The organism is Pseudomonas arabinosi (assembly GCF_047758675.1).
In the GTDB taxonomy this organism is placed as follows: Bacteria; Pseudomonadota; Gammaproteobacteria; order Pseudomonadales; family Pseudomonadaceae; genus Aquipseudomonas; species Aquipseudomonas arabinosi.
Genome location: NZ_CP180480.1, coordinates 6,301,176 through 6,324,405, shown reverse-complemented (window position 1 = coordinate 6,324,405; position 23,230 = coordinate 6,301,176). Strand labels below are relative to the sequence as shown.

Genomic DNA, 23,230 nt, shown 5'->3' with positions numbered 1-23,230 from the left:
CATGCCTGGCGAAGCGCTCTGCCACTTCCGTGTTTACAGGGGACACTCCAGAGCTGGAAGACCTGCAAGTCTTGTTTATGTCGGAGTAGCAGAAGGGTTGCTCTACATCGCTCCTTTCGTGGATCAATGTTTTTTCGAGTTTTCCTCTGTAGAGCGGGAAGGGACTCTGGAGTGGAATCAACTTGAGATATTCATAAAGAGGAACCGAACCACTATGTGCGTGTTGATGGCTCCCGAAGAGGTTGTTCATCTATGCCAGCAGCAGGGCGATGTTGTGGGCGTAAGCCGGATTCACCAGAAAGTCGACGTTTCTGCTGGTTGGGAGCATGTTCTGAGTCAGATCTCCCATCGAGAAAGCAAACGTCGTATTCAGGCTGTCAGGCAAGGGTTTGATTTCGACGTATCGCTTGAAGATCAAGATTTTTTCGCCTTCTACCGCTCCATGCATGTCCCGACAATGAGTGCTCGCTACGGTTCATTTGCTCGGAGTGTGCCGGAGGATGCGGCTTATCTGGATTTGTTCAAACGAGGAGTATTGTTTCGGGTTCATTTGAATGATGAGTGGGTAGCGGGCAGTGTTTCCCAGATTGATAAAACGGTGCGTACCTTGAATGCACGGTTGATCGGGGTAAAGGGTGGTGCCGCGGTTTGCCGGGAAAATGGAGCGCAGAACTTTGTTTATCACGCGATTCTGGAATGGGCATCCAATCAACCCTTCATTGATTCTGTCGATTTTCAGGGCTGTGAGCCATTTTTGAGTAAGGGAACATTCCAGTACAAAAAACGCTTTGGGGCTCAGGCCTTTGTTCCGGATAACGCGTTTGGCCAATGGCGGATATTGATTCGAACGCCAACGCTTTGTGCTTCAACCCGACAATTCCTGATCAACAACCCCCTGATTGGTCTGGATGCTGAGGGTCGTCTCCAAGCGCAGTATTTTTACGATGCAAATCATAAGATTCGCTCGGACATTTCTTTCGTTTCAAAAGGTATTCACAGTCATGTGAGTCTTAATCTGGACCAATGGCATGATTAGTCGGTTCACCCACATGACTCGGCTGGTTGGATACTTCTGTTCAATGGCCTGGGTCCTTGCCACGTTGATCTTTATCAATCGCTTGAGTGCCATGGTCAAACTGTTCATGGCGCTGTACCTGCGTCAGGAACTGGGGTTTTCGATTGAGACGGTTGGCTGGTTGTTATCCGGTTACGGGGCCGGCTTGCTGATAGGGTCAATGGTCGGCGGACTGCTCAGTGATCATTTCTCCACGGCGCGGCTTACGGCCGCGTTGTTTTTTGTTTCTGCATGGATACTGGTCTTGTTGGGGCTGGTCACTGATGTGACTTTGCTTGGCGGGTTGCTGTTGCTCAGTGGTGCTCTCGACGGTGCGATTCGTACGCTTCATCAACGTTTGCTTATGGAGCATTGCGAAGTTAAGCAACGCGCTCGCGCGCAGTCGTTGAGCCGCGTCGCGAGCAACCTGGGGATGGCGGTAGCCGGGATGGCGGTAGCCGGGGTGGCGGGTGGTGTCCTGGCGCAGACTGATTTTCGCTGGGTGTTTTTTGTCAGTGCGGCGATGACGGTGCTGGCCTTGGTCTGGTTTGTACGGTCGACATTTCATCGCGAAGCTTTTTTGATGGAGGAGGAGACGGATACAGCTTCGGGATTATGCACACCGTATCGGGACAAGCCTTTCCTTTGGTTGTTGGCGGCTTCTGTGCTGCTGGGCCTGGCCTTTGAGCCGGTCTACAGCATGCTGGGTAACTATCTACTTGATTACTATCGGTTGGGTACTGAGTTCATCGGGTGGCAATTCGCACTCAATGCGATGCTCGTGGTGACGCTGCAAATTCCGTTTTCTCACTGGGGGGAGCGATGGGGGGCTCGACGGCAACTGCTGGCTGGCAGTCTTTTGTTGGCTTGCGGACTTGGAATGCTGCCTCTGGGGACCGGAGTGTTGTTTGTCTGCCTGTCGACGGTGATTTGGACGCTTGGCGAAATTCTTTTCATGCCGACCCTCAATGTCCTGGTCATGCAGCGTGCACAGGCGGGAAAGAGCGGGCAGTACTTTGGTCTTTTTGCCATGTGCTGGAGCACGAGCGTGCTGCTTTCGCCGACGCTTGGAAGCCAGCTCTATGGTTATTTTGGCGGGCATAGTGTCTGGATCGCTAGCGCGGCTCTGGCGTTGCTGGCCATGCCGTTGATTTATCAGGCGACTCGTTTTATCGGGGCCTCGAAGGGTTCTTCCCTCAGCGCGCGGCGAGCCTGCTTCACTTAGCTGATCTGGTTATAGGCATTGTTCACAACCCATCTCCCCGCCAAGGAGCATTCCGTCCATTCGTTAGCCTCCTATCTGGAGAACCGAATCAATCGGAACTGGATTTTATTCAGCACCAGATTGTCGAGTAAGGTTTTTCTGTAGGTCTTTTTTCCTGATTTCGTAGCTTGTCTCTGTTTTTCTGTTCTCGGTACTTTTACCCGCGACAACCAAATCGCTGACGTCTAACGTTCAGGGGACACTTCACAAGCAGCACTTTCCACGAGCAGGAGCACAAGGGATCAATGGAATGACCAGTCGGCTCACTCACCTGATTCGGTTAGATGGCTATTTTTGTCCAATGGCCTGGGTGCTTGCTGCGTTGCTCTTCATCAATCGCTTGAGCACCATGGTCAAGCTGTTCATGGCGTTGTACCTGCGCCAGGAACTGGGGCTTACGATTGAAACCGTTGGCTGGTTGTTATCCGGATACGGGGCCGGTTTGCTGATTGGGTCAATGCTCGGCGGACTACTGAGTGATCATTTCTCCACGGCACGGCTCACTGCCGCGTTGTTTTTTGTCTCGGCATGGGTATTGGTTTTGTTGGGGCTCGTTACTGACGTGCCTTTGCTGGCTGGATTGCTGCTGTTCAGCGGTGCACTCGATGGTGCGATCCGTACGCTTCATCAGCGGTTGATCATGGAGTATTGCCAGGTTGCGCAGCGTGCTCGTGCGCAGTCATTGAGTCGTGTTGCCAGAAACCTGGGCATGGCGGTTGCCGGGGTGGTGGGAGGGGTCCTGGCGCAGACTGATTTTCGCTGGGTGTTTTTTGTCAGCGCGGCAATGACGCTGTTGGCGTTGTTGTGGTTTGTCCGGACGACATTTCATCGACCGGTTCTGATACCGGATGTGGTGCCTGAAATTGCTTCTGGTTCATCCGTACCGTATCGAGACAAACCTTTCCTGTGGTTGTTGGCGGCTGCTGTCGTGCTCGGCCTGGCCTTTGACCCGGTCTACAGCATGTTGGGCAACTATTTACACGATTACTATCAGTTGAGTACTGAAGTCATCGGGTGGCAATTTGCACTCAATGCAGTGCTGGTGGTGCTGCTGCAAATACCGTTATCTCATTGGAGTGAGCAATGGGGCGCGCGTCGGCAACTGCTGGCAGGGAGCCTGTTATTGGCCGGCGGGCTCGGGATGTTGCCCTTGGGTTCCGGGGTGCTTTATGTCTGCCTGTCGACCGTGATTTGGACGCTTGGCGAAGCTCTTTTCATGCAGCCCCTGAACGTGCTGGTCATGCAGCATGCGCAAGGAGGAAAAAGCGGGCATTACTTTGGTCTTTTTTTCATGTGCTGGAGTGCAAGTGCCCTGCTTTCGCCTGCGCTTGGAGGCCAGCTCTATGGTCATTTCGGTGGGCATAGCGTCTGGCTCGCCAGCGCGGCTCTGGCGGTCCTGGCCATACCGCTGATTTATCAAGCGACTCGCTTGCCTGGGCAGCAAAGGATTCTTCCTTCACCGCGCGAAGAGCCTGCTTCACTTAGCTGATCCGGTTATAGACATTATTCAAAACCAATCTCCCCACCAAGGGCATTCCGTCCATTCGTTAGCGTCCTATCTGGAGAATCGAATCAATCGGAACTAGATTCTATTCAGCGCCAGAGAGGCATCGCAGTTTCACCTACAAATGGATGGAATCGGCTATGAACAGGTTGCTACGCGTTTTATTGATGTTGAAAGTATTGGTAATGCTGGCCCTCGGCAGTTCGGCGGTCTTGGCCGAGTGCGAGGATCACGAGACGCAGGCCTTGAGCGGGCAGGGTGGGCATGGCGAACTGATGATCGCCAAATCCGAATCAGAGCCGGGCGATCAAGATCAGGGTGGCAGCGCGGGCGATGACGACTCGACCACAGACGAACCGGACCCCGACGAGGATGAAGGGGCTTAAATCACGGACAAAAGAAAACCCCTCCTGCCGGACTGATGCTCAGCCCAGGCAAGAAGGGGTTTGGTTAACTCTACAAAAGTGCGCCTCAGTGAAACAGGCGCGTTTTTTTATGCCGCGCCGTCGAGGAATTGCTCGGCGTAGTGGCAAGCCACCTGGCGGCTGTCGAGCAGGCGCAGGGCCGGCTCTTCGGTGCTGCAGCGCTCGGTCGCGTACGGGCAGCGCTTGTGGAACGCGCAGCCGGACGGTGGGTTCAGCGGGTTGGGCAATTCGCCGACGATCTTGATTTTCGGCTTGTTCGGGTCCGGGTGAATGGTCGGGGTGGCCGACAGCAACGCCTGGGTGTACGGGTGCAGAGGACGCTCGTAGATGTCGTTCTTCGGACCCATTTCCACCGGGCGACCGAGGTACATCACCATCACGTCATCGGCGACGTGTTGCACCACCGCCAGGTTGTGGGAGATGAACACGTAAGCGGTGTTGAACTCTTGCTGCAAGTCCATGAACAGGTTCAGCACCTGCGCCTGAATGGACACGTCCAGCGCCGAGGTCGGTTCATCCGCGACCAGCACTTTAGGCTGCAACATCATCGCGCGGGCCAAGGCGATCCGCTGGCGCTGACCGCCGGAGAACATGTGCGGATAACGCTGGTAGTGCTCAGGACGCAAGCCCACCTGCTTCATCATCGCCTGCACTTTCTCGCGACGTTCAGCCGCCGACAGGTTGGTGTTGATCAGCAGCGGCTCGGCGAGCTGATCACCGACTTTTTGCCGTGGGTTCAACGAGGCGTACGGGCTCTGGAACACCATCTGCACGTCTTTGCGCAGTTGCTTGCGCTGAGCCTTATCGGCACCGGTGACTTCCTGCCCGGCGATTTTCAAGGAACCGGAGGACGGCTCTTCGATCAGCGTCAGGGCACGGGCGAGGGTGGATTTGCCGCAGCCCGATTCGCCGACGACAGCGAGGGTCTTGCCGGCTTCCAGTTCGAACGACACACCGTTAAGCGCACGTACGGTCGCGTGGCCCTTGAACAGGCCACGGGACACTTCGTAGTGACGGGTCAGGTCGCGGGCGGTAAGTACGACGGCCATTACGCCACCTCCTGATTCAGCGGGTAGAAGCAGCGGGCGAGGCTATTGCTTTTCGGGTCAAGGGCCGGACGCTGGGTGCGGCAGTTGTCCTGCACGTACGGGCAACGTGGCGACAGCAGGCAACCCTGCGGACGGTCATAACGACCGGGAACGATGCCCGGCAGTGTCGCCAGGCGGGTGGCGCCCAGGCTGTGTTCTGGAATCGCCTTGAGCAGCGCTTCGCTGTACGGGTGCGCCGGAATGTCGAACAGCTGAGGCACCTGACCCACTTCGACCGCTTGGCCGGCGTACATCACGCACACACGCTGAGCGGTTTCGGCCACGACCGCGAGGTCGTGAGTAATCAGCACCAGACCCATGTTCTGCTCTTTCTGCAGGGCCAACAGCAGGTCCATGATCTGCGCCTGAATCGTTACGTCCAGTGCCGTGGTCGGTTCGTCGGCGATCAGCAGTTTCGGTTCGCCGGCAATCGCCATGGCGATCGCAACACGCTGGCTCATACCACCGGACAGTTGATGCGGGTAAGCATCCATACGGCTGGCGGCACCCGGGATTTCAACTTTTTCCAGCAGTTCGATGGCGCGCTTGCGGGCTTGCTTGCTGGACATTTTCAGGTGCAGGCGCAGCACTTCTTCGATCTGGAAACCGACGGTGTAGCTCGGATTCAGCGCGGTCATCGGGTCCTGGAAAACCATCGCCAGGTCTTTGCCGACAATCTGCCGACGCTGACGGTTGCTCAGCTTGAGCATGTTCTTGCCATCGAAATTCAGGGCGTCGGCGGTGACGATCCCCGGATGTTCGATCAGGCCCATCAGCGCCATCATGGTCACGGACTTGCCGGAACCCGATTCGCCAACGATGGCCAGGACTTCGCCCTTGTCCACGGTAATGTCGAGACCGTCGACCACCGGAACGGCGTTCTTGTCGCCGAAGCGAACGTTGAGATTCTTGATTTCTAACAGTGACATTTGAATCTCCTCAGGCGGCGTTCTTGAGTTTCGGGTCCAGCGCATCGCGCAGGCCGTCGCCCATCAAGTTGATTGCCAGCACGCTGAGCAAAATGGTCAAACCAGGCAGACTTACCACCCACCAGGCGCGTTCGATGTAGTCGCGAGCCGAAGCCAGCATGGTGCCCCACTCAGGGGTTGGCGGTTGTACGCCAAGGCCGAGGAAGCCCAGTGCCGCGGCATCGAGGATCGCCGAGGAGAAACTCAAGGTGGCCTGAACGATCAGTGGCGCCATGCAGTTAGGCAGCACGGTGACGAACATCAGGCGTGGCAGACCGGCACCGGCCAGGCGCGCGGCGGTCACGTAGTCGCGGTTCAATTCGCCCATCACCGCGGCGCGGGTCAGACGAACATAGGACGGCAACGAAACCACGGCGATGGCAATAATGGTGTTGATCAGGCCAGGGCCGAGGATGGCGACAATCGCCACTGCCAGCAGCAGGGACGGCAGGGCCAGCATGATGTCCATCAGACGCATGATGGTCGGGCCGAGCAAGCGCGGGAAAAACCCGGCGAACAGACCCAAAAGGATGCCCGGAATCAGCGACATCACCACCGACGACAAGCCGATCAGCAGGGACAGGCGCGAACCGTGGATCAGCCGCGACAGCAGGTCGCGACCCAGTTCGTCGGTACCGAGCAGGAACTGGATTTGCCCACCTTCCAGCCAGGACGGCGGGGTCAGCAGGAAGTCGCGGTACTGCTCGCTCGGGTTATGCGGTGCCACCCAAGGGGCGAACAGGGCACAGAAAATCACCAGCAGCATGAACATCAGGCCGGCGACGGCGCCTTTGTTCTTGGAGAACGCTTGCCAGAATTCTTTGTAAGGGGACGGATACAGCAGGCTTTGATCGACTGCTACCGCTGGAATTGAAGTGGTCATGGTCATAATGATCTCAGCGCTGGTGACGAATGCGTGGGTTGGCAAAGCCGTAGAGGATGTCCACCACGAAGTTGACCAGAATCACCAGGCAGGCGATTAACAGGATGCCGTTTTGCACCACGGGATAGTCCCGCGCGCCAATGGCTTCGATCAGCCATTTGCCGATGCCGGGCCAGGAGAAGATGGTTTCGGTCAGGACTGCACCGGCCAGCAATGTGCCGACTTGCAGGCCGACCACGGTCAGCACCGGAATCAGCGCGTTACGCAGGCCGTGAACGAATACCACGCGCGATGGCGACAGGCCTTTGGCGCGGGCGGTACGGATGTAGTCTTCACGCAGCACTTCGAGCATCGAAGAACGGGTCATCCGCGCGATCACCGCCAGCGGAATGGTGCCGAGCACAATGGCCGGCAGGATCAGGTGATGCAGGGCATCGAAGAACGCACCGACGTCATCGGCCAGCAGCGTGTCGATAAGCATGAAGCCGGTCCGCGGCTCGATGTCATAGAGCAGGTCGATCCGCCCGGACACCGGGGTCCAGCCCAGGGACACCGAGAAGAACATGATCAGGATCAGGCCCCACCAGAAGATCGGCATCGAATATCCCGCCAGGGAGATGCCCATCACCCCGTGGTCGAACAGGGATCCTCGCTTGAGTGCCGCGATCACCCCGGCCAGAAGGCCCAGGATGCCGGCGAACAACAGGGCGGCCATGGACAGTTCCAGGGTCGCAGGGAATAGAGAAGTGAATTCGCTCCAGACGCTTTCACGGGTACGCAGGGATTCGCCAAGGTCGCCGTGGGCCAGTTTGCCAACGTAATCCAGGTATTGGGCATACAGGGGTTTGTTCAGCCCCAGGCGTTCCATTGCCTGAGCATGCATTTCGGGGTCGACTCGACGTTCGCCCATCATTACTTCCACGGGGTCGCCTGGAATCATGCGAATCAACGCGAAAGTCAGCAAGGTGATGCCGAAGAACGTGGGGATCAATAACCCCAATCGGCGGGCAATAAAACTAAACATCTTGTGGTGTACCTCATCAGCCGGTTAGGCGTGCCCGGCATTCCTGGGTCAGGAATGCCGGTAGTTTCTTATCTACTTCACCTGGGTGGTGGCGAAGTTATTAGTTGTCAAAGGACTCTGGTGATAACCCTCGACGTTTTTACGCATTGCCGTAAACATTTTCGGATAGGCCATAGGGATCCATGGCTGGTCCTTGTCGAAAACTTCCTGCGCTTGTTCGTAGAGCGCCGCCCTGGCAGCCGGTTCAGTGCCGCCGCGAGCCTTGTCGATCAAGTCCTGGAACTCCTTGTTACACCAGCGGGCGTAGTTTTCGCCGTTTTTCGCTGCGTCGCAACTCAGGTTTGGCGTAAGAAAGTTATCCGGGTCGCCGTTGTCGCCGGCCCAGCCTGCCGATACCAAGTCGTGTTCGCCATTCTTGGCACGTTTGAGCATCTCGCCCCATTCCATGACGCGGATGTCGAGCTTGATCCCGATCTGTGCCAGATCTGACTGCATCATTTGCGCACCCAGCAGGGGATTGGGGTTGGTCGGGCCGCCGCCGTTGCGGGTAAACAGCGTCAGCACGGTGCCATCCGGTACACCCGCCTCCTTGAGGAGTTCACGGGCCTTGTCGAGGTCGCGCGGCGGATTTTTCAGTTTGTCGTTAAAGCCTAGCAGGGTCGGAGGATAGGGAACCGTACCGACGAGGGCGTTGCCCTTGCCATACAGACTAGTGACGTAAGTCTGCTTGTCGAATGCAATGTTTATCGCCTTGCGTACGCGTACATCGCTCATATATTTGCGGGTGGTGTTCATCGCGGTGTAGCTGGTGGTCATTGCTGCCAGTTCGTCGACCTTCAGGTTCTGGTCCGCCTTGATGCTCGGCACGTCATCGGGCTTGGGATACAGCGCGATCTGGCATTCGTTGGCCTTCAATTTTTGCAGGCGCACGTTGTTGTCGATGGTGATCGCGAATATCAGCGGATCAGCCGGTGGCTTGCCAAGGAAGTAGTCCGGGTTGGCCTTGAAGCGGACTTGAGCGTCCTTGTTGTAACGCTGGAAAACGAACGGGCCGGTGCCGACAGGCTTGTTGTTCAGGTCGCCGGTCTTGTTGGCCTTGAGCAACTGGTCGGCATATTCGGCGGAGAAGATCGAGGAGAAGGCCATGGCGATGTCGGCCAGGAATGGCGCTTCGCGGCGGGTCAGGGTGAAGGTGACCGTGTTGTCGTCGATCTTCTCGACACTTTTGAGCAGTTCCTTGAAGCCCATGCTTTCAAAGTACGGGAAGCCCACGCTCGACAGTTTGTGCCACGGGTGATTCGGGTCCAGCTGACGCTGGAAGCTCCAGACCACGTCGTCGGCGTTCATGTCGCGGGTCGGCTTGAAGTATTCGGTGGTGTGGAACTTGACGCCTTTGCGCAAGTGGAACGTGTAGGTCAGACCGTCTTCACTGATGTCCCAGGAATCGGCCAGTGCCGGAATCACTTCAGTGGTGCCGGGCTTGAAGCCCACCAGACGGTTGAAGATGGTTTCGGACACCGCATCGCCTGTGACTGCAGTCGTGTACTGGACCATGTCGAAGCCTTCCGGACTGGCTTCGGTACAGACCACCAGGGGTTTGGCCGAGACGCCAACAGCGACACTCAGCAACGCGGCTGCGATGGCCGCACGTAGGGGAAGCATTTTCATCAAAGAACCCTCTGCAATCGGTTGAACTGAAGAAAACCAAACGGCCGACTCGTCATGAGTCAGCCGCAGGCATGCGTTTTTACAGAATGTTGAACGGGATGGTAGTCACGAGACGGAACTCGTTGATGCTGCCATCAGATTGGTTTTCGCTGGCGCGGTGAGCGGTGTAGGTCGCGCGCACAGTGGTGGCCTTGAGTGGGCCGCTTTGAATGGCGTACGAACTACCGATGCCGTATTCGTAATGGTGTTCGCCGTCCATCGCCTGCACGCTGGCGTACTCGCCGCCTTTGTTATGAGTACCGTCGATGCCCCAGCCGCGAGCCTGGTAGATATTGAACTTCAGGCCTGGTACGCCGTATTCGGCCATGTTCAAACCGTAGGCGATCTGGAAAGATTTCTCGTTCGGGCCGTTGAAGTCCGACAGCAGGGAGTTGGCCAGGTAGATGCCGTTGGTTTCGTGCAGGTAGTCGAAGTACTCGTTACCGTTCACTTCCTGGTACGAGAAAGTCAGGCTGTGGGCCTGGTGAGTCAGGCCGAGCGACAGGGAGTAGGTGTCATTGTCGATCTCGCCCAGCAGCTTTTTGCCTTCGTCGACGGTTTTGTAGTAGTTCAGGCCGGTGGTCAGGCTCAGTACCGAGCTGTCACCCAATACATGGCTGGCGCCGAAATAGTACTGGTTCCACATGTCTTCGGCCTGGGTGCCCCACAGGCTGGTAGTCAGGCTGGCGAACGGCTGATAAGTGATACCGCCGGTGTACACGTGATCGACTTCAACGACGTGGTCGGCGTATTCCGAGCGGAATTTACGCTGGCTTTCTTCGGTACGCGGTGAGTTGCGATCGAAGGTGGCCAGGTCGAACGACAGGTTCTCCAGCTCTTCGCTGTGCAGGCTGAAACCCTGGAAGCTCGAAGGCAGCGGACGGTTGCCGATGACATCGACCATCGGGCTGCTGAAGTTTTGACGGCCGGCAGTCAACGTAGTGTTGGAGACACGCGCCTTGACGTTAGCCAGGCCTATTTTGCTCCACTGACCCTCGGCGTCACCGCCGTTCTTGGTCAGGGTACGGTTGTTGCCAAGACCGCCAACACCACTCAGTGGGGCGCCGCCATTGGCAGACGCAAGGTTTTTGCGGTCACGTTCCAGGGCGATGGCGTTGTAAGCCGCGACTTCAGTGCTGAAGCCGACAGTACCCTCGGTGAAGCCCGAGTTGTACTTGATGATGGTGCCCTGGACCCAGTTGATACGACGATCAGTTGGGGTCGGTGAACCGTTTTTTTGGTAGCTGAACTTGGCGCCACGTTTCAGTTGCTCGTTGGCATACCAGTTACGCGTGCTCCCTGTGATCGATTGGCCTTCGACGAAACCAGTGGCTTCGCTTTGGGCGCTCTTTTCTTTCACGGTAACCGGGGTGTACGCCTGGCTTTGGGTTTCTGCGTACGCCGAGGCGGTTACGCTGCTGATGGCCAGGGCCAATAACGCGGTGCTGCTCAGTTTCATGGGGTGAAGCTCCTTTCTTTCTTTTTTTAATGCCGGTCTTTTTTTGTGATCCGGCTATTTGGTTTGGAACTCATTCAAGGCATTGCAAACGTTTGCTGTAGGCCGGATTGACGAATTACGGCAATACGCTTGCGTGAGGGCGGAATCCGCCCCCAGCGTTTCTGGCTAATCGGTTATTTTTCTATGCTGACGCCCGAGAACACGTTACGACCGAAAGGACTCACCTTGAATCCTTCGATTTTGGCGCTCAACGGCTGGTTAACCGTCGAGTGGGCGACTGGCGTAATCGGCACCTGCTGCTTGAGGTACTGCTGCGCCTGTTTGTAAAGCATGGTGCGCTGGTCGCGGTCGGTAACGACTTTGGCCTGCTTGATCAGCTTGTCGTAAGCCGGATCACACCACATGGAGTAGTTGTTGCCGCCAATGGCGTCGCAGCTGTAAAGCGTGCCGAGCCAGTTGTCCGGGTCCCCGTTGTCACCGGTCCAGCCAATCAGGCTGACGTCGTGTTCGCCGTTCTTGGTGCGCTTGATGTACTCGCCCCATTCATAGCTGACGATCTTCACTTTGAGGCCGATTTTTGCCCAGTCAGCCTGGAGCATTTCGGCCATCAATTTGGCGTTGGGGTTGTAAGGGCGCTGAACAGGCATTGCCCACAGCGTAATTTCGGTGCCTTCCTTCACGCCGGCAGCCTTGAGCAATTCCTTGGCTTTTTCCGGGTTGTAGGCAGCGTCTTTAATGGTCTCGTCGTAGGACCATTGGGTCGGCGGCATGGCGTTGACCGCCAGTTGACCGGCACCTTGATAGACGGCGTTGAGAATGCCTTGCTTGTTCACCGCCATGTCCAGCGCCTGGCGCACTTCGAGCTGGTCGAAAGGCTTGTGGCGCACGTTGTAGGCGATGTAACCGAGGTTGAAACCGGGCTTCTCGATGAGCTTGAGCGTTGGGTCGTTCTTCAGCGCGGTCACGTCGGCAGGGCGCGGGTGCAGGGTGATCTGGCACTCGTTGGCCTTGAGCTTCTGTACCCGCACCGAGGCATCGGTGTTGATGGCGAAAATCAGGTTATCGAGCTTGACCCGGCTCGGGTCCCAGTACTGCTTGTTGCCGGTGTAACGGATGTTGGAATCTTTCTGGTAGCTCTTGAACACGAACGGCCCGGTGCCGATCGGCTTCTGGTTGATGTCGCTCGGCTTGCCTTCGGCCAGCAGTTTGTCGGCGTATTCGGCGGACAGGATGGCGGCGAAGCTCATGGCGATGTTCTGGATGAACGCGGCGTCCACGCTGTTGAGCGTCATGACCACGGTCAAAGGCCCGGTCTTCTCGACCTTGGCGATGTTCTTGTTCAGGCTCATTCCGTTGAAATACGGGAACTCGGTCGGATAAGCCTTACGGAAAGGTTGCTGTGGATCAAGCATGCGATTGAACGTGAACAGCACGTCATCGGCGTTGAAATCACGGGTCGGCGTGAAGTATTTGGTTGTGTGAAATTTCACCCCTTCGCGCAGGTGAAAAGTGTACTTGAGGCCGTCTTCGGAAATATCCCAGCGAGTGGCCAGGCCTGGTACGACGTTGGTGGCGCCTTTTTCGAACTCTGCCAGTCGGTTGTACAACGGCTCGGCGGCGTCATTGTCGGTCGCGGTCGTGTACTGCGCGGTGTCGAAGCCAGCCGGGCTGCCTTCGGAGCAGAACACCAGGCTGTTGTTGGCTGCCTGGCTGATGGAAGTGGCGGCCAACAGGCCGGTGCCCAGCAATGCGGATAAAACCAAGGTATGGCGCATGACGCTCCCTTTTCTCTTTCTCTAAGTGTTTTCAATGAATCGCCATCCCGTCCGGGGACGTGGAGGCATCAATGATCTCAAGCCATGACAGGCAGCAAAAACCGAGAGCCCACACACGAACTGGTCAGATCCCGACGGTAGGAGCCGTGGGTCTGGCAGTAAATGCGTAGAGTCCGAAAGACTCGTAGGAAAAGGCAACGCGTCCGACGCCGCTGCCGTAATCCTCAGCGGAATTGGATGTAGGTGGTTTCCTACTTTCTCGGCAGATAAAACAACGGCGACGTCAAAAACGTCGCCGTTGCAAAACCTTATTTGCTGACGCTGACGCCGTAGAAGGAGTTCAAGCCAAACGGGCTGATCTTGAAGTCCTGCACGTTGTCGCGCATGGGTTGGAACACCGTCGAGTGAGCGATAGGTGTCATTGGAACGGCATCTTTGAGGACGTGTTGCGCCTGTTTGTACAGTTCGGTGCGCTTGGACTGATCGGTCGTGCGCTTGGCTTCTTTTACGATGCCGTCAAACTTCTTGTCGCACCACTTGGAGAAGTTGTTGCCTTGCAGAGAGTCGCAGCCGAACAGCACGTTCAGCCAGTTGTCCGGGTCACCGTTGTCGCCGCTCCAGCCAATCAGCATCGCGCCGTTTTCGCCGCCTTTGGAGCGCTTGATGTACTCGCCCCACTCGTAGGTCACGATCTTGGCCTTGATACCGACCTTGGCCCAGTCGGACTGCAGCATTTCAGCCATCAGCTTGGCGTTCGGGTTGTACGGACGCTGCACCGGCATCGCCCACAGGTTGATCTCGGTGCCTTCCTTGATGCCGGCTTCCTTGAGCAGCTCTTTGGCTTTCTCAGGGTTGTACGGCGCATCCTTGATGGTTGTGTCGTAAGACCACTGGGTTGGCGGCATGGCGTTGACGGCCAGTTGACCAGCACCCTGGTAAACGGAATCGATGATCTGCTGTTTGTTGACGGCCATGTCCAGTGCTTGACGCACTTTCAGTTGGGCCATCGGGTTCGGCTGATCGCTGCCCTTGATTTTGTCCATCACGTTGTAGGCGATGTAACCCAGGTTGAAACCAGCCTGGTCAGGCACTTTCAGAGTCTTGTCTGCTTGCAGCGCCTTCAGGTCGGCCGGACGTGGGAACAGAGTGATCTGGCACTCGTTCTTCTTCAGCTTCTGGATACGTACCGACGGGTCGGTGGTGATGGCGAAGATCAGGTTGTCGATCTTGACGTCGTCAGGCTTCCAATAGTCCTTGTTCCCGGTGTAGCGGATGTTGGAGTCTTTCTGGTAGCTCTTGAACACGAACGGACCCGTGCCGACCGGTTTCTGGTTGATGTCGGCGGCTTTGCCTTCTTTCAGCAGCTGGGCGGCGTACTCGGCGGACTGGACCGAAGCGAAACTCATGGCCATGTTCTGGATGAACGCGGCGTCGACTTCTTTCAGTGTGAACTTGACAGTTTTGTCGTCGACTTTATCGATCTTGGTGATGTTGGTGTCCATCCCCATGTCGGTGAAGTACGGGAATTCGGTCGGGTACGCCTTACGGAACGGATCATCCTTGTTAATCATGCGATTAAAGGTGAACAGCACGTCGTCGGCGTTGAACTCACGAGTCGGCTTGAAGTACGGGGTGGTGTGGAACTTGACGCCTTCACGCAGGTGGAAGGTGTAAGTCAGGCCATCATCGGAGATGTCCCATTTGGTCGCCAAACCAGGAACAACGGCGGTGCCGCCGCGCTCGAACTGAGTCAGACGGTTGAACATGGTTTCTGCAGAGGCGTCGAAGTCGGTTCCGGTGGTGTACTGACCAGGATCAAAACCGGCCGGGCTCCCTTCGGAGCAAAACACCAGGTTAGTCGCCGCTTGGGCGAAAGGTGCGCTGGCTAACAAGCCTGCGCCGACTAAAAACGGAATGACCGCGTGTTTAAGCATGGTGGCCTCATGATTTGTTGTCATTTTTGGAATTAGAGGACGACCTCGTGAGTCGTGCCTGCGGATACTTATGCAGGGGCCATACCCATTGCAAGATCCGGAGCGACCACAGGCGTTAAACAGTGGCACGAACGTACCTTAATGTCGCATTTGTATAAATTCAGGCGCATTTGACCGTTTGCGCAGGTTTTTTTCAGTGCATATGGTGCACCTGCACGGGGCGATCAGGACGTTTTGCGCACCCGATTGGAGCGCGGTGTTACTTATTTATACCCATCATTGAGGGGTGTGAACGAGGAGGGGGGGCGTGAATGAGATTGAGTTCTGGTTTGGTAGGTAGGTGTTTGTTGTTTAAAGGGTTGTTGTGTCTGAGGGGGCAGATTGTTCCGTTACTGTTTGTCAGTGGACATCTGTGGGTGATGCTTTGGCCTTGAGAGTTGGTGGGGGCCTGCGTGGGTGTCTTGGTAGTACCGGGGGTGCAACCTTTGCTGTTTGCGGTGGCGCTTTTGGCTTTTTTCCAAGTGTTGCGCGTCTGATAACGGAGCATTAAAAAACGGCGATCACTTCGGTGATCGCCGTTTTTGTGTTCGGGTTAACGAATCAAGGCATCAACACTTCAATCGAACCATCCGCCGTCATGCTGACCTGGCTGGTACCCGCCTCAACCTCAGGCGTCACCGGTGCCGAGTCCATGCTCGCCGCTTTCATCATCATCGGCGCGCGCATGTACGGTTGTGGATAGCCATTGCTGTTTAAGTTCAGGTTAACGATTTTGTAACCCTTGCCACCCAACGCATCGGTAGCCAATTGCGCACGGGCTTTAAATGCAGTGACAGCGTCTTTGAGCAGCGCATCTTCGCTGGCCTTGCGGGTTGGTGTGGCGATGGCGAAGTCCATGCCACCCATTTTCAGGTCGGTGAGCAGTTCGCCGGTCAGTTTCGACAGCGCGGCGAAGTCGGAGCTTTCCAGGCGCAGTTCGGCGCGTTCGCGCCAGCCGGTGATTTTCTGGCCCTTGGTGTCGTAGATCGGGTAGCTGTTGCGGCTGCCCTGGCGCAGGGTGACTTCCTTGACCTGTTTGGCCTGGGCCAGCGCTTTGTTCATGGTGGTGCTGACGTCGGCGGCGAGTTTGGCCGGGTCGGTGTTTTGTTCTTCGGTGTAGAGGGTCACGATCATCAGGTCGCGGGCCACTTCCTGACTGACTTCGGCGCGCAGGGCGATCTGGTTGTAATGAAGTTCGTCGGCGGCCAGGGCCGGGAGGCTGGCGACGGTGCCAACGCTAAGGGCAAGAAGAGCGGCGCTGCGGCTGAAACTGTGCATGAAAACTCCTTGGACGGTGCGCAGGGGTTAAGGTCCGAGCCTGCGTGAAACCATCAGACTCTAGCTTTTATGATCCGGTTCGCACAGTTACAACTTCTATACAGGTGATCCGGTCCGACCCTGTGGCCGTTTGCCGCACTTTTGCCTGCCAGCCCCCGTGCTTGGTTATACTCCGTGCGATCCGCCTGGAGCGCTCATCAGGAGAGCTCATGCTCGCCCCCGTTCAAATCACTTCCGCAACTCGCCAGAATCTCTGGCGGCTGACGTTCATCCGCACATTGGTGTTGGCCGCTCAGGCCGGTTCCGTGGGACTTGCCTACTGGCTCGACTTGCTGCCGCTGCCCTGGTTCCAACTGGCCGCGACCCTCGGTTGCTCGATGTTGCTGTGCGCGTTCACGGCGATTCGCCTGCGCACCTCATGGCCGGTTACCGAACTCGAATACGCCGTGCAACTGGCTTGCGACTTGTTTATCCACAGTGCCTTGCTGTATTTCTCCGGCGGCTCGACCAACCCTTTCGTCTCTTATTACCTGGTGCCGCTGACCATTGCCGCTGTGACCTTGCCGTGGCGTTATTCGGTGATTCTGTCCGGTATCGCGTTGACGATGTACACCTTGCTGCTGGCGCGCTTCTATCCGCTGCAAACCTTCCCGATCGCTCGGGAGAACCTGCAGGTTTACGGGATGTGGCTGAGCTTCGCCCTGGCCGCGGCGGTCATCACCTTCTTCGCCGCACGCATGGCCGAAGAGCTGCGCCGTCAGGAAGAACTGCGCGCCATCCGCCGCGAAGAGGGCCTGCGCGATCAGCAACTGCTGGCCGTCGCCACCCAGGCTGCCGGAGCCGCCCATGAACTGGGCACGCCGCTGGCGACCATGAGTGTGTTGCTCAAGGAAATGCGTCAGGACCATCACGACCCGATGTTGCAGGACGACCTGAGCGTGCTGCAGGATCAGGTCAAACTCTGCAAGGAAACCTTGCAGCAACTGGTGCGCGCCGCCGAGGCCAATCGTCGATTGGCGGTTGAAATGCAGGACGTCACCGATTGGCTCGACGAAGCCCTGAACCGCTGGCACTTGATGCGCCCGGAAGCCAGTTACCGCTTCCAGCGACTGGGCCAAGGCACCGTGCCGCGCATGGCGCCGCCGCCCGACCTGACCCAGGCACTGCTGAATTTGCTCAACAATGCCGCCGACGCTTGCCCCGAAGGGCTGCAAGTGACGCTGGACTGGAATGCCGAAGACCTGACCATCAGCATCCGCGACCACGGCGCCGGTGTGCCGCTGGCCATCGCCGAGCAGATCGGCAAACCATTTTTTACCACCAAGGGCAAAGGTTTCGGCCTGGGCCTGTTTTTGAGCAAGGCCAGCGTGACACGCGCCGGCGGCTCAGTGAAACTCTACAGTCATGAGGAAGGCGGCACGCTCACCGAGCTGCGCCTGCCCCGTGTCGCCCGAGGAGACGAACATGAGTGACGAGATCCAAGTCGAAGGCGAAGGCGAAGAACTGCCGCATTTGCTGCTGGTCGACGACGACGCAACGTTTACCCGGGTGATGGCCCGTGCCATGGCCCGCCGCGGCTTTCGCGTCAGTACCGCCGGTTCCGCCGAAGAAGGCCTGACCATCGCTCAGGCCGACCTGCCGGACTACGCCGCGCTGGACCTGAAAATGGACGGCGATTCCGGCCTGGTGCTGTTGCCCAAGCTGCTTGAGCTGGACCCGGAAATGCGCGTGGTGATCCTCACCGGTTACTCGAGCATTGCCACCGCCGTCGAGGCGATCAAGCGCGGCGCCTGCAATTACCTGTGCAAACCGGCGGACGCCGATGACGTGTTGGCCGCGCTGCTCTCCGAGCACGCCGACCTCGACACGCTGGTGCCGGAAAACCCGATGTCGGTGGATCGCCTGCAGTGGGAACACATCCAGCGCGTGCTGACCGAGCACGAAGGCAACATCTCCGCCACTGCCCGCGCCCTGGGCATGCACCGCCGCACGCTGCAGCGCAAACTGCAGAAGCGTCCCGTTCGTCGCTGAACCTGCGCTGAACGAATGCGGGCCGCTCCTCGCGACAAACCGAACCGATCATCTATGATCGGTTCGTGTGTGTTCTTTTCTTTATCGAGCCTTATCCATGAATCAGAACGCTGAATATTCCGCGGTCAATGATGCTGTGCGCGGGCAGTTTTTTCGCAAAGTCTGGGCGATGACCACGCCTTACTGGCGCAGCGAAGAGAAGGGCAAGGCGTGGACGTTGCTGATCGCTGTGATCGCGCTGTCGCTGTTCAGCGTGGCGATTTCGGTATGGGTCAACAGTTGGTACAAGGACTTCTACAACGCCCTGCAGAAAAAGGACGAAGCGGCCTTCTGGCAGTTGATTTTGTATTTCTGCGGCATCGCGGCGGTGGCAATCCTTGGCGCGGTGTATCGGCTCTACCTGACGCAGATGCTGACGATTCGCTGGCGAGCCTGGCTCACCGAGAAACACTTTGCCCGCTGGCTCGACAACAAGAATTACTACCAGCTGGAGCAGGGCGGTTACACCGATAACCCGGACCAGCGGATTTCCGAAGACCTCAATAAATTCACCACCAGTACCCTGGGCTTGGGGCTCGGGTTGATTCGCAACATCGTCAGCCTCGTATCGTTCTCGATCATTCTGTGGGGTGTGTCGGGCAGTATCGAAGTGTTTGGTTTCACGATTCCCGGTTACATGTTCTGGTGCGCGCTGGTTTACGCCGCCGTCGCCAGTTGGCTGACGCATTTGATTGGCCGGCGCCTGATCGGCCTCAACAACAACCAGCAACGTTTCGAAGCCGACCTGCGTTTCTCCATGGTTCGGGTTCGCGAGAATGCCGAAAGCATTGCGCTGTACAACGGCGAGCCAAATGAGAACCGCCGCTTGAGCAGCCGTTTCGGGATGGTCTGGCACAACTTCTGGGACATCATGAAAGTGTCCAAGCGCCTGACCTTCTTTACGTCCGGTTATGAACAGATCGCCGTCATCTTCCCGTTCATGGTCGCCGCACCGCGTTACTTCACTGGCAAGATCGAGCTGGGTGAGCTGATGCAAATCAACTCGGCGTTCGCTAATGTCCAAGACAACTTCAGTTGGTTCATCACGGCGTACCAGGACCTAGCCGAATGGCGCGCCACTTGTGATCGTCTGCTGAGCTTCCGCCAGGCCATGACCGACAACGAAGAGCGTGCGCCGGCAATTGATGTGCAGAATTCGGGGTCGGCGTTGAAGGTGCATAACCTTGGCCTCGATCTGGCGGATGGTCGTCACTTGCTGACCAACGCCGACATGACCGTGCAAGAGGGTGAGCGCGTCATGCTCAGCGGTCGCTCCGGCAGCGGTAAATCCACGTTGTTTCGAGCGATGGGGCACCTTTGGCCCGCTGGCCACGGCAGTATTCGTCTGCCGACGGGGCGTTATCTGTTCTTGCCGCAAAAACCGTATCTGCCGATCGGCAGCCTGCGTGAAGCGCTGAGTTATCCACAGTCTGGCGATACGTATCCGCATGAACGCTACGTTCATGTGCTGGAAGCCTGCCGTTTGCCGCATCTCGTTGCCCGTCTGGACGAAGCCAATCACTGGCAGCGCATGCTGTCGCCGGGTGAGCAGCAACGTCTGGCCTTCGCTCGTGCGCTGCTTTACGCACCGCAATGGCTGTACATGGACGAAGCGACCTCGGCGATGGACGAGGAGGATGAAGCGTCGCTGTATCAGGCATTGATCGACGAACTGCCGGGGCTGAGCATCGTCAGCGTCGGGCATCGCAGCAGCCTGAAGCGTTTCCATCCACGGCATGTGCGTATCGAAAACGGGCACCTTGTGGATCAAACCGTGACCGCATAAACACCTCCGCCCTACCTGTGGGGTGGATTTTGTCGCGCCTACGGGGTGTGGTGATCGTACAACCGCGTTGAGCTATGATGCGGTTTCAGCCGCAACTTTCGAGAAAGACGTTCACCATGGAAAACCCGATCGACGCACCACGCCTCCCTCGCAAGCGCCGCAGCCTCGCTCAGGAACTGGTGACGGTGCTGTCCGAGCAGATCCGCGACGGTCACCTCAAGCGTGGCGACAAGTTGCCCACCGAGTCGGCGATCATGGATGCCCATGGCGTCAGCCGCACCGTGGTGCGCGAAGCGATTTCCCGTTTGCAGGCGGCGGGGCAGGTTGAAACCCGCCACGGCATCGGCACCTTCGTGCTCGACACCCCGAGCCCGAGCGGTTTCCGTATCGACCCGGCGACCGTGGTCACGCTGCGTGACGTGCTGGCGATTCTGGAATTGCGCATCAGCCTCGAAGTGGAGTCCGCCGGCCTCGCCGCGCAACGCCGCAGCCCCGAGCAGCTGGCATTGATGCGAGCAGCGCTGGATGCATTGAATGAAAGTGTTTCCCATGCCAGCGATGCCGTGGCGTCCGACTTCCAGTTCCACCTGCAAATCGCCCTGGCGACGGGCAACCGCTATTTCACCGACATCATGACCCACCTGGGCACCAGCATCATTCCGCGTACGCGCCTCAATTCCGCGCGCCTTGCCCATGACGACCAACAGCACTACATGAATCGCCTGAGCCGAGAGCACGAAGAGATTTACGACGCGATTGCTCGTCAGGATTCGGATGCGGCGCGGGCGGCGATGCGGTTGCATTTGACCAATAGCCGCGAGCGGTTGCGCCATGCCCATGAAGAGGCTGAGGCGCAGCGCTGAAGGTTTGAGTCGACCAGACGCCAACTGGCTGCCTCATTGACCCTCTGTCATTTTTTTACAAGTACTGAAAGTACCTGTGATTGTTGAATACGGTCCTCTCGAAAACGTTGCAGAACGTAGTGCAATTGGGCGTTAGCGCCAGATGCGAGCACCTTTTCAAAGGTCGCTTTCGGAATAGAGAATTCGTAGGGTTGGTCGGGGTCGCCTGGTTGGACCTGGTGGGCTTTGCTCCAGATATTTCCGGTGGCGCTATCAACCTTGAGCGTAATGAAATCGCCGCCGCCGGGAGACGAATACCGGGGCACGATGGCGTGTGCATCGCCAGTTAATTTTTCTAGGTACAGCACACCATTTTCAACTTCTTTAAGTGCTGGTGCGGGCAATCCGCTTGATTGTGTCGACATGATCAAATCCTTTTAACGATGGATCAAACCGTATTGAAAAGCGCGAATTTAAATGGGCGCTGACGGAGCCGGTTTGTTAACCCCGGAACTATTTAGGCCGCAGCGACAGTCGTTCGGCTACTGTCATAAATGACAGTGCCGACGAGTGGCGGGTGAAATGGCTGAGTTAATTGCTGGCTGGTGATCGTACAACCGTGTTGAGCATGATGCGGTTTCAGTCGCAACTTTGAGAAAGACGTTCACCATGGAAAACACGCCGCAGTCTCGCTTAGGAACTGGTGACGTTGCTGTTCGAGCAGATCCGCGACGGTTACCTCAAACGTGACGAGAAGTTGCCCGCCGAGTCAGCGATCATGGATGCCCATGGCGTTAGCCGCACCGTGGTGCGCGAAGCGATTTCCCGTTTGCAGGCGGCAGACCAGGTTGAAACGAAGAGATTCACGACGTGATTGCCCTCCAGGATTCCGATGCTGCGCATGCGGTGATGCGTTGCACCTGACGAGCAGCCGTGAACGGTTGCGCTATGCGCATGAAGAGGTTGAGGCGCAGCGGGGTTAAGGCTTAGGTTTATAAAGCTCGGTTTCAAGTGTGACGCGTTCGATCGGTTGATCGATTTCGAAAGGGATGGTCAGCGTTCTTTTGGTTACGATGTACTGCTCATCGAGACCTTCGAATTGCAGTACGTCCGTCGCATAAATAATGCCGTCGAACATGAAGTTCTGACGTTTGCCGATGGGATACTTCAACGTATAGGTAATGTTCACGCTCTACTCCTGCTTACTTAATGAGGTGCAATTCACGTCCTGGGATCTGCTCGTCACGTTGATTTTTGGCCAGCTCACACACGCCAAAAGCTTGCGCACGTTGGCGACAGCTTCACAGTCGCTGCAACTCCATCGTCACCACCTCAACGCCAAGAACATGGTGCGTTCAACCCTTTGTGATGCGTTGAACAAACGCAGCTCAGAGCCGTTTCGGCTGGCCTGCGAGTACTTGCTTCAGGGCATTGGCCGCAAGCAGCGCAAGTCGCTCGAAGCCATGATCACCCTGATCGATTCAACCTCGATCAGCCTGCGCGGACCCGGTTTTGACGAATGGACCACTGCGACGAAAAACGTACGTTTTCGACAAGGGTTACTGCGACTACAACTGGTGGCACCAGATTGATCAGATGGGTTCTTTCTTCGTCACACGACTGAAGAAAAACGCCAATCTAAAGCCGGTAGAAAATTTGAGGGTCAAGGATGCACCGGAATTCATTGAGGCGGATGAATCGGTATTGTTCGGTAAGAAGTACCTGAACGCTCGACGTCCGAATCACTACCAAAATCGGGCTGTGCGCCGGGTTCAGATCCGCCGAGAGGACCACCAAACGCGCTCAGTGGAGGAGATCGCCGATCTGTACAAACAACGTTGGTAGATCGAGCTGTTTTTCAAGTGGATCAAGCAAAACCTCAAGCTCAAACGGTATTTCGGCTTCTCTGAAAATGCCGTTCGTTTGCAGATATACAGCGCCTTGATTACCTTTCTTTTGCTGCATCTTTATCAGTGCCGTCCAGGTTGCTCTGGGGCTATTTCAAATTTTGCCATTCGGCTAACCCACAGCTTGTTCGAACGCCCATTGAGCATCGAACACCTTGAACACCGAAGGCAAAAGCGAACAAAGCTGAAGGCTGCCCAAGGCAGCCTTCAGCTTTGAAAAGGT

At 57.0% G+C, this 23,230-nt stretch carries 20 protein-coding genes and 2 pseudogenes; 11 read left to right on the top strand and 11 right to left on the bottom strand.

Translation table 11 applies throughout. From position 1 onward, the window contains the following. The first annotated feature begins 1 nt into the window (after nt 1). From ACMXYJ_RS29435 to ACMXYJ_RS29420, 4 genes are all read left to right on the top strand, one after another. The gene (locus ACMXYJ_RS29435; RefSeq protein ID WP_415757966.1) at nt 2-1,036 is read left to right on the top strand and encodes a hypothetical protein; all 1,035 of its coding nucleotides are present in this window, start codon (nt 2-4) and stop codon (nt 1,034-1,036) included. Beyond that, nucleotides 1,029-2,279, top strand: a complete 1,251-nt coding sequence (locus tag ACMXYJ_RS29430; RefSeq protein ID WP_415757965.1) for an MFS transporter — start codon at nt 1,029-1,031, stop codon at nt 2,277-2,279. Before ACMXYJ_RS29435 ends, ACMXYJ_RS29430 begins: the two co-directional genes overlap by 8 nt. Nucleotides 2,280-2,568: 289 nt before the next feature. Further along, the gene (locus ACMXYJ_RS29425; RefSeq protein WP_415757964.1) at nt 2,569-3,807 is read left to right on the top strand and encodes an MFS transporter; all 1,239 of its coding nucleotides are present in this window, start codon (nt 2,569-2,571) and stop codon (nt 3,805-3,807) included. A 155-nt stretch (nt 3,808-3,962) separates the two neighbouring features. Then, nucleotides 3,963-4,208 carry a hypothetical protein gene (locus tag ACMXYJ_RS29420; protein WP_415757963.1) on the top strand — a complete coding sequence of 82 codons (246 nt, stop codon included), beginning with the start codon at nt 3,963-3,965 and terminating at the stop codon, nt 4,206-4,208. Nucleotides 4,209-4,315: 107 nt separating this feature from the next. On the opposite strand, the gene ACMXYJ_RS29415 is transcribed toward ACMXYJ_RS29420, so the two are convergent. The 9 genes from ACMXYJ_RS29415 to ACMXYJ_RS29375 all read right to left on the bottom strand — a co-directional run bounded on the left by ACMXYJ_RS29415 (nt 4,316) and on the right by ACMXYJ_RS29375 (nt 16,402). Further along, nucleotides 4,316-5,296, bottom strand: a complete 981-nt coding sequence (locus tag ACMXYJ_RS29415) for a peptide ABC transporter ATP-binding protein (protein WP_140681593.1) — start codon at nt 5,294-5,296, stop codon at nt 4,316-4,318. Continuing rightward, nucleotides 5,296-6,264, bottom strand: coding sequence for an ABC transporter ATP-binding protein (locus tag ACMXYJ_RS29410; RefSeq protein ID WP_415757962.1), 969 nt, complete (start codon nt 6,262-6,264; stop codon nt 5,296-5,298). The genes ACMXYJ_RS29415 and ACMXYJ_RS29410 overlap by 1 nt, the downstream gene beginning before the upstream one ends. 10 nt (nt 6,265-6,274) lie before the next feature. Continuing rightward, a complete protein-coding gene (locus tag ACMXYJ_RS29405; protein ID WP_150658847.1) occupies nt 6,275-7,186 on the bottom strand; it encodes an ABC transporter permease subunit in 912 nt (303 codons plus the stop codon). A gap of 13 nt (nt 7,187-7,199) precedes the next feature. Then, entirely contained in the window at nt 7,200-8,210 is a 1,011-nt protein-coding gene (locus ACMXYJ_RS29400; RefSeq protein ID WP_027924494.1) for an ABC transporter permease subunit, read from the bottom strand. 72 nt (nt 8,211-8,282) lie between these two features. After that, complete coding sequence (locus ACMXYJ_RS29395; RefSeq protein ID WP_415757961.1) at nt 8,283-9,878, bottom strand: ABC transporter substrate-binding protein; 1,596 nt, start codon at nt 9,876-9,878, stop codon at nt 8,283-8,285. A gap of 79 nt (nt 9,879-9,957) precedes the next feature. Further along, on the bottom strand, nt 9,958-11,376 hold the full coding sequence (locus ACMXYJ_RS29390) for an OprD family porin (RefSeq protein ID WP_415757960.1): 1,419 nt from the start codon (nt 11,374-11,376) through the stop codon (nt 9,958-9,960). A gap of 173 nt (nt 11,377-11,549) precedes the next feature. Beyond that, on the bottom strand, nt 11,550-13,151 hold the full coding sequence (locus tag ACMXYJ_RS29385) for an ABC transporter substrate-binding protein (protein WP_415757959.1): 1,602 nt from the start codon (nt 13,149-13,151) through the stop codon (nt 11,550-11,552). 308 nt (nt 13,152-13,459) lie between these two features. Continuing rightward, nucleotides 13,460-15,085, bottom strand: coding sequence for an ABC transporter substrate-binding protein (locus ACMXYJ_RS29380; protein WP_415757958.1), 1,626 nt, complete (start codon nt 15,083-15,085; stop codon nt 13,460-13,462). A gap of 600 nt (nt 15,086-15,685) precedes the next feature. Next, nucleotides 15,686-16,402 carry an SIMPL domain-containing protein gene (locus ACMXYJ_RS29375; protein ID WP_415757957.1) on the bottom strand — a complete coding sequence of 239 codons (717 nt, stop codon included), beginning with the start codon at nt 16,400-16,402 and terminating at the stop codon, nt 15,686-15,688. A 209-nt stretch (nt 16,403-16,611) separates the two neighbouring features. On the opposite strand from ACMXYJ_RS29375, the gene ACMXYJ_RS29370 reads away from it, so the two are divergent. From ACMXYJ_RS29370 to ACMXYJ_RS29355, 4 genes are all read left to right on the top strand, one after another. After that, entirely contained in the window at nt 16,612-17,874 is a 1,263-nt protein-coding gene (locus ACMXYJ_RS29370) for an ATP-binding protein (protein ID WP_095129467.1), read from the top strand. Then, the gene (locus ACMXYJ_RS29365; protein ID WP_008148925.1) at nt 17,867-18,433 is read left to right on the top strand and encodes a response regulator transcription factor; all 567 of its coding nucleotides are present in this window, start codon (nt 17,867-17,869) and stop codon (nt 18,431-18,433) included. The genes ACMXYJ_RS29370 and ACMXYJ_RS29365 overlap by 8 nt, the downstream gene beginning before the upstream one ends. Before the next feature lie 97 nt (nt 18,434-18,530). Beyond that, the gene (locus ACMXYJ_RS29360) at nt 18,531-20,258 is read left to right on the top strand and encodes an ABC transporter ATP-binding protein/permease (protein ID WP_415757956.1); all 1,728 of its coding nucleotides are present in this window, start codon (nt 18,531-18,533) and stop codon (nt 20,256-20,258) included. A gap of 116 nt (nt 20,259-20,374) precedes the next feature. Further along, nucleotides 20,375-21,121 carry a FadR/GntR family transcriptional regulator gene (locus ACMXYJ_RS29355; protein ID WP_008148921.1) on the top strand — a complete coding sequence of 249 codons (747 nt, stop codon included), beginning with the start codon at nt 20,375-20,377 and terminating at the stop codon, nt 21,119-21,121. Between the two features lie 47 nt (nt 21,122-21,168). Here ACMXYJ_RS29355 and ACMXYJ_RS29350 read toward each other — a convergent pair whose 3' ends face one another. Further along, nucleotides 21,169-21,525, bottom strand: a complete 357-nt coding sequence (locus tag ACMXYJ_RS29350; protein WP_415757955.1) for a hypothetical protein — start codon at nt 21,523-21,525, stop codon at nt 21,169-21,171. Nucleotides 21,526-21,800: 275 nt separating this feature from the next. Between ACMXYJ_RS29350 and ACMXYJ_RS29345 the strand changes: the two are divergent. Next, nucleotides 21,801-21,959: pseudogene (locus ACMXYJ_RS29345) on the top strand (GntR family transcriptional regulator); the annotation flags it as partial. 120 nt (nt 21,960-22,079) lie between these two features. On the opposite strand, the gene ACMXYJ_RS29340 reads toward ACMXYJ_RS29345, so the two are convergent. Beyond that, entirely contained in the window at nt 22,080-22,289 is a 210-nt protein-coding gene (locus ACMXYJ_RS29340) for a hypothetical protein (protein ID WP_415757954.1), read from the bottom strand. Between ACMXYJ_RS29340 and ACMXYJ_RS29335 the strand changes: the two genes are divergently transcribed. Next, the gene (locus ACMXYJ_RS29335) at nt 22,282-22,692 is read left to right on the top strand and encodes a hypothetical protein (protein WP_415757953.1); all 411 of its coding nucleotides are present in this window, start codon (nt 22,282-22,284) and stop codon (nt 22,690-22,692) included. The two genes, ACMXYJ_RS29340 and ACMXYJ_RS29335, sit on opposite strands and share 8 nt — an antisense overlap. Continuing rightward, nucleotides 22,613-23,042 (top strand): annotated as a pseudogene (locus ACMXYJ_RS29330) (transposase); the annotation flags it as partial. The gene ACMXYJ_RS29335 and the pseudogene ACMXYJ_RS29330, both read left to right, overlap by 80 nt. Nucleotides 23,043-23,230 lie beyond the last annotated feature (188 nt).

Bases quoted from the DNA above. Each gene is read 5' to 3' on its own strand.
- ACMXYJ_RS29435 (WP_415757966.1), top strand. From the start codon at position 2: ATGCCTGGCGAAGCGCTCTGCCACTTCCGTGTTTACAGGGGACACTCC.
- ACMXYJ_RS29430 (WP_415757965.1), top strand. From the start codon at position 1,029: ATGATTAGTCGGTTCACCCACATGACTCGGCTGGTTGGATACTTCTGT.
- ACMXYJ_RS29425 (WP_415757964.1), top strand. From the start codon at position 2,569: ATGACCAGTCGGCTCACTCACCTGATTCGGTTAGATGGCTATTTTTGT.
- ACMXYJ_RS29420 (WP_415757963.1), top strand. From the start codon at position 3,963: ATGAACAGGTTGCTACGCGTTTTATTGATGTTGAAAGTATTGGTAATG.
- ACMXYJ_RS29415 (WP_140681593.1), bottom strand. From the start codon at position 5,296: ATGGCCGTCGTACTTACCGCCCGCGACCTGACCCGTCACTACGAAGTG.
- ACMXYJ_RS29410 (WP_415757962.1), bottom strand. From the start codon at position 6,264: ATGTCACTGTTAGAAATCAAGAATCTCAACGTTCGCTTCGGCGACAAG.
- ACMXYJ_RS29405 (WP_150658847.1), bottom strand. From the start codon at position 7,186: ATGACCACTTCAATTCCAGCGGTAGCAGTCGATCAAAGCCTGCTGTAT.
- ACMXYJ_RS29400 (WP_027924494.1), bottom strand. From the start codon at position 8,210: ATGTTTAGTTTTATTGCCCGCCGATTGGGGTTATTGATCCCCACGTTC.
- ACMXYJ_RS29395 (WP_415757961.1), bottom strand. From the start codon at position 9,878: ATGAAAATGCTTCCCCTACGTGCGGCCATCGCAGCCGCGTTGCTGAGT.
- ACMXYJ_RS29390 (WP_415757960.1), bottom strand. From the start codon at position 11,376: ATGAAACTGAGCAGCACCGCGTTATTGGCCCTGGCCATCAGCAGCGTA.
- ACMXYJ_RS29385 (WP_415757959.1), bottom strand. From the start codon at position 13,151: ATGCGCCATACCTTGGTTTTATCCGCATTGCTGGGCACCGGCCTGTTG.
- ACMXYJ_RS29380 (WP_415757958.1), bottom strand. From the start codon at position 15,085: ATGCTTAAACACGCGGTCATTCCGTTTTTAGTCGGCGCAGGCTTGTTA.
- ACMXYJ_RS29375 (WP_415757957.1), bottom strand. From the start codon at position 16,402: ATGCACAGTTTCAGCCGCAGCGCCGCTCTTCTTGCCCTTAGCGTTGGC.
- ACMXYJ_RS29370 (WP_095129467.1), top strand. From the start codon at position 16,612: ATGCTCGCCCCCGTTCAAATCACTTCCGCAACTCGCCAGAATCTCTGG.
- ACMXYJ_RS29365 (WP_008148925.1), top strand. From the start codon at position 17,867: ATGAGTGACGAGATCCAAGTCGAAGGCGAAGGCGAAGAACTGCCGCAT.
- ACMXYJ_RS29360 (WP_415757956.1), top strand. From the start codon at position 18,531: ATGAATCAGAACGCTGAATATTCCGCGGTCAATGATGCTGTGCGCGGG.
- ACMXYJ_RS29355 (WP_008148921.1), top strand. From the start codon at position 20,375: ATGGAAAACCCGATCGACGCACCACGCCTCCCTCGCAAGCGCCGCAGC.
- ACMXYJ_RS29350 (WP_415757955.1), bottom strand. From the start codon at position 21,525: ATGTCGACACAATCAAGCGGATTGCCCGCACCAGCACTTAAAGAAGTT.
- ACMXYJ_RS29335 (WP_415757953.1), top strand. From the start codon at position 22,282: ATGTTCACGCTCTACTCCTGCTTACTTAATGAGGTGCAATTCACGTCC.